Origin of the sequence: Streptomyces yerevanensis (assembly GCF_000716805.1) — a bacterium.
GTDB lineage: Bacteria > Actinomycetota > Actinomycetes > Streptomycetales > Streptomycetaceae > Streptomyces > Streptomyces flaveus.
In genome coordinates this window covers 1-4263 of record NZ_JNWJ01000151.1, presented here as the reverse complement: position 1 = coordinate 4263, position 4263 = coordinate 1, and the positions used below count along the sequence as shown (strand labels likewise).

5 protein-coding genes and 2 pseudogenes are annotated in these 4263 nt (G+C 68.0%); 4 read left to right on the top strand and 3 right to left on the bottom strand.

From position 1 onward, the window contains the following. Nucleotides 1–266: 266 nt before the first annotated feature. Nucleotides 267–1127 carry a helix-turn-helix domain-containing protein gene (locus tag OP79_RS48495; protein WP_033329631.1) on the bottom strand — a complete coding sequence of 287 codons (861 nt, stop codon included), beginning with the start codon at nt 1125–1127 and terminating at the stop codon, nt 267–269. A 210-nt stretch (nt 1128–1337) separates the two neighbouring features. Between OP79_RS48495 and OP79_RS48490 the strand changes: the two genes are divergently transcribed. Continuing rightward, nucleotides 1338–1874 (top strand): NAD(P)H-dependent oxidoreductase, encoded by a 537-nt coding sequence (locus OP79_RS48490; protein ID WP_033329630.1) that lies wholly within the window; start codon nt 1338–1340, stop codon nt 1872–1874. Nucleotides 1875–2111: 237 nt separating this feature from the next. Here OP79_RS48490 and OP79_RS55840 read toward each other — a convergent pair whose 3' ends face one another. Beyond that, nucleotides 2112–2288 (bottom strand): hypothetical protein, encoded by a 177-nt coding sequence (locus tag OP79_RS55840; RefSeq protein ID WP_157857542.1) that lies wholly within the window; start codon nt 2286–2288, stop codon nt 2112–2114. 58 nt (nt 2289–2346) lie between these two features. Between OP79_RS55840 and OP79_RS48485 the strand changes: the two genes are divergently transcribed. The 3 genes and pseudogenes from OP79_RS48485 to OP79_RS57915 all read left to right on the top strand — a co-directional run. Beyond that, nucleotides 2347–2775 carry an ester cyclase gene (locus OP79_RS48485; RefSeq protein WP_033329629.1) on the top strand — a complete coding sequence of 143 codons (429 nt, stop codon included), beginning with the start codon at nt 2347–2349 and terminating at the stop codon, nt 2773–2775. 400 nt (nt 2776–3175) lie between these two features. Then, nucleotides 3176–3322: pseudogene (locus tag OP79_RS54995) on the top strand (IS110 family transposase); the annotation flags it as partial. Nucleotides 3323–3382: 60 nt separating this feature from the next. Then, nucleotides 3383–3609: pseudogene (locus OP79_RS57915) on the top strand (2-oxoacid:ferredoxin oxidoreductase subunit beta); the annotation flags it as partial. A gap of 48 nt (nt 3610–3657) precedes the next feature. Here OP79_RS57915 and OP79_RS48480 read toward each other — a convergent pair. Then, nucleotides 3658–4062 (bottom strand): winged helix-turn-helix transcriptional regulator, encoded by a 405-nt coding sequence (locus OP79_RS48480; protein ID WP_033329628.1) that lies wholly within the window; start codon nt 4060–4062, stop codon nt 3658–3660. Nucleotides 4063–4263: the final 201 nt, after the last annotated feature.

Sequence of the window (4263 nt, the reverse complement as noted above, 5' to 3'; positions counted from 1 at the left end):
GCGATGCAGTACCGGCACAACATCCTCGGCGGATTCCTCGCCGGGACGGGCCTGACTCTCGACAGACCGGACGGACCCTAATACGCCGAAGTCAGTAAGGATCTGGGCAACCCGAGCCACGCTGCCGGCCCCAGCCTGCCGCTGGGGCCGGCAGCACGCTGACCACTACGTGGACTCAAGACCAAACTCGTGACCGTCCCGCATCCCACCTGCTCCTCCGGGACGGCCCGTTGGCGCACGACCGGATGTGGTCCCGCTGGTCGTGGTCACACGGTGGTGCTGGCCTTGCGGAATTCCAGTGGGGTCACCCCTGTGTGGCGGGTGAAGAACTTGCCGAAGTTGCTGGCTTCGGTGAAGCCGAGCCGGGTGGCGATGGACAGCACGGTCCGGTCGGTGTAGACGAGCAGACGTTTAGCTTCGAGCAGGACGCGGGCGTCGACGATGTGTTTCGCGGAGTGTCCGGTGGCGGCCAGGGATGCCCGGGTGAGGGTCTTGGCCGTGTAGCCGAGCCGGGCGGCGTAGTCCTCGACCTGGCGGGTGGAGGCGTAGGAGCGTTCGATCTCCTGGAGGAAACGGGTGTAGATGTCCCCTCCGTGTCCCGGGTCGGATGCGTCGGCGGGGGCGGGCAGTCGGCGAATGCGCAGGATGACGGCGGCCAGCAGGTGTCGGAGCAGGTGGGCGTCGGGAGAGGTCGCGGTCGATTCGGCGTGGAGCTCGGTGATGAGGGTGACCAGCCGACTCTGCTCCTCCTTGTCCAGATCTCTACGCACGGTCCGAACGGGGTCGCGCAGCAGGTGGTCGGTCGTGGGCAGGGATTGCGGGAAGTCCGGTGTGAACCAGATCAGCCATCCTGAAAGACCGGGCGGGGGAAAGCCGCGCTGGACCTGGCCGGGCCGTATCCACAGCAGTGTCCCCGGCGCGCAGGAGTAGGGGACGAAGTCGACCTCGTGATCGTCGAAACCCGCCGTGACCAAGGCGATCTGGTGGAAGTCGAGGCGGTGAGGGCCCGCACACTCGGCACCCTCGCGTGTCTCGTCCGTGGTGGCCACCTCGATGCCCAGACCGGGCTGGGGCCCCAGGCGCTGGTAGCCGACTCGCGGGATGGCGTGTCCGGTAATGACGGTCATGAGTCTGGAGCGTACCTGGGAGGAACGGACTCGGGCGGATTCACTTGATGCATCAAGTTCCTCGGGCGGCACAGCCTCCGAACCGGCCGGTTCGGGCGCCCGCCCGCGAGAGGCGTACGCGCCGGCGCCACCGCTGTGGCGTCGGCGTCCCTGGCCTGACGGCCCGGGTACGACCGCCTCCCACCGTTTCCACGTAAGGGTTCTTTCACCATGTCCAAGGTTCTTCTGCTCGTTGGTCATCCCGATCTGTCCGCCTCCAGGCACAACGGGGCACTCGTCGACGCCGTACGCGACCTGGAGCACGTCACCGTGCACGACCTGTCCGCCCTCTACCCCGACTTCGAGATCGACGGGGACGCCGAGCGGGCACTGCTCACGGAGCACGACGTGATCGTCTTCCAGCACCCGCTGTACTGGTACAGCACGCCCGTGATCTTCCGTAAGTGGCAGGACACGGTCCTGACCCACGGCTGGGCGTTCAACTACGAGGGCAAGCCGACGCGGACCACCGGCAAGAAGGCCGTCCTGGCGGTCACCACCGGCGGTCGGGCCGAGGATTACAGCCCCGACGGCTCGACCGAGTTCACGATGGACCAGATCCTGGCCCCCTGGCACGCCACGCTCGGCCTGTGCCAGTTCGACCTCCAGCCGCTGTTCGTCCTGCACGGCGCCGCCTTCGGCCTCTCCGACGAGGATGTCTCCTCCACGGCCAAGGACTACCGCGAACTCCTCGCGTCCTTCGCCTGACCGTGCCCCGCCGCGTGCTTTCCGTGGTCTTACAAGAGGGTCGGCGGCCTCCTGCCCGGCATGGCGGTAGGCGCGTGGCGGCGGACTCCTCTGCTGGTGCAGAACAGCCCGGCTCCACAGGGGTATGCCAGTTGCCGCAGAGGCTCTCCCGGCCGGGCCCACCAGGTGGGCCCGGCCGGGAGAGCAGCCTGACTGTCCCGGGCGGTTCAAGTCCCCGCCGCAGTGGCGGGCGAGCGGTCAGCTGGTGATGTCGCTTTGAGCGATGGAGTAGATGCGGTTGTCGGGGGCGCGGAAGAAGCGGAAGCGGTAGTCGGTTCCGCCTCTTCCGGCCCCGGCGACCACGTGGACGGGAGAGACCCACTTCGCTCCGTTCTGCTCCAGGCGCCCTGCTCGTCCAACCCGCCCGTTCGACACGATTCCACTGTCCGTCACCGGGGCGGAGCCGCTCCGTCCATCCACATTGGAGAAGCACATGTCTTCCTCGAACGTCGAAACCCAAGCGTCCACCGCCGACTTGCACCGACTTGCCGATGAGTACGTCAAGCGCGTCAACCTGCATGACCTCGACGCCCTGTTCGCCCTGTACGCGCCGGACTTCCGCAACCACGCCGCCGACGGCACCGCCACCGGCCTTAAGGAGAACCGCGCGGTGCTGGCGTCGTTCCTCGACGCGGTCCCCGACTTCGCCGTCACGCCGGTCCGTGTCGTCGCCGAGGACGATTGGTTCGCGATCAGCTTCATCCTCACCGGCACGAACACCGGGCCCTTCAACGGCACTCCCGCCACCGGCCGATCGATCGAGGTGCTGGAGCTCCGCATGTTCAAGGTGGCAGACGGGAAGTTCACCGAGCACTGGGGCCTCGTCGACCTGGCGACGCTCTTCGCCCAGCTGCAGTCCTGAGAGGGTCGTACGTGAGTTGATGTCTGTTCCACCCTTTCGGGAGGAGCAGGCGGGCCGGCCGCAGCGTCGCCGGGCGGCTACGGCCGCGACTGGGCGAACAAGCTCTGCTCGGTCTCGACCGGGATTCCGCGCTCGGTCAGCCGCTTGAGCTACAGGCGGGTGTTGTCGATGTCGCTGGGCGCGATCTCCATGTCCATCGCCTCGCACACCCGCCGCGCCGGCCTGCAGCGCCAGGTGGTTGCCGGCGTGGAAGGCGTCGGCGGCAGCGGCTTGCTCGTCAGTGGGGTTCAAGAAGGGTGTCCTCGTACTGGGTGGGGCCTTGCGTGTCGGCCGGGGGACAGCAGGGGGAGGGCGCAGTCGGCGGCCGCGCGAAGGGGCGGAGTGGTTGATGCGGCTTCAGGTTTCTGGTGAGGCGGGTGCCGTATCCGGCCGGCTGCGCGGCCTGCTCACCTCCATCCATCCTGCTCTCGAACGCGTCCTCGGGCCCCGCCTGCGGCACCCGGCCGTCCTGGCCCTGCTGCAGACCTTCGGCTCCCCGGCCCAGCTGAGACAGCCCTCGTCTTCAGCGGAATCTGGAAGTGATCGTCGGCGGGGACCACCCGGACGCCTCGTCCACGACACCCATCCCGCGTCACCGGCCACCGTCTTCGTGCTGTCTCGGCTCGCCGACCCCGACATGCTGCGCAACACGCCCATTGGGGTGTTCTGGACCGTCGAGCGGCCGGTCTACGGCACGCGCAAGGCCGAGCGGCTCGACACGGCGGTGGAGCGGCAGGGGGAGGGGGATCTGGCGGCACGCTGGCGGGCGGGGACACCTGGACGGTCGTCGGCTGAGCGCCGTACAAAAGGTTGCCCGCTATGGGTTGCCCCTACGGTTTCCCGCTACGAGGCCCGTGAGTCGTGGTCCGCGGCCCGGGCCTCGTCGTACGCGTCGCGGGCCTTCTCGACCTGCTCCATCCGCTCCTTGGCCCAGAACGCGAGGGTCCGCACCTGTTCCGCCGCCTCGCGGCCGAGGTCGGTGAGGGAGTAGTCGACGCGGGGCGGGATGACCGGCTTGGCGTCACGGTGGACCAGGCCGTCGCGCTCCAGCGTCTGCAGGGTCTGGGCCAGCATCTTCTCGCTGACGTGTCCGACCGCCCGGCGCAGCTCGCTGAAGCGGTGCGGACGGTGGAGGAGGTGGATCAGTACGAGCACCCCCCAGCGGCTGGTGACATGCTCCAGCAGCAGGCGCGAGGGGCACAGCGCCTCTGTTATCGGAGGAAGATCCAGGGGGCGGCTTACCGACATGCCAGTACCTTACTGCATTTGCTTCAAACTTGAAACAGATCTAGGGTTTCCACATGGAGGAGACTCGCTGGCTAAACGCCGAGGAGCTGCAAGCCTGGCGCGCTTACTGACTTCGGCGTATTAGGGTCCGTCCGGTCTGTCGAGAGTCAGGCCCGTCCCGGCGAGGAATCCGCCGAGGATGTTGTGCCGGTACTGCATCGC

What these genes read in the sequence shown, in the direction of transcription:
- OP79_RS48495 (WP_033329631.1), bottom strand. Translation starts at nt 1,127, where the DNA reads ATGACCGTCATTACCGGACACGCCATCCCGCGAGTCGGCTACCAGCGC.
- OP79_RS48490 (WP_033329630.1), top strand. Translation starts at nt 1,338, where the DNA reads ATGTCCAAGGTTCTTCTGCTCGTTGGTCATCCCGATCTGTCCGCCTCC.
- OP79_RS48485 (WP_033329629.1), top strand. Translation starts at nt 2,347, where the DNA reads ATGTCTTCCTCGAACGTCGAAACCCAAGCGTCCACCGCCGACTTGCAC.
- OP79_RS48480 (WP_033329628.1), bottom strand. Translation starts at nt 4,062, where the DNA reads ATGTCGGTAAGCCGCCCCCTGGATCTTCCTCCGATAACAGAGGCGCTG.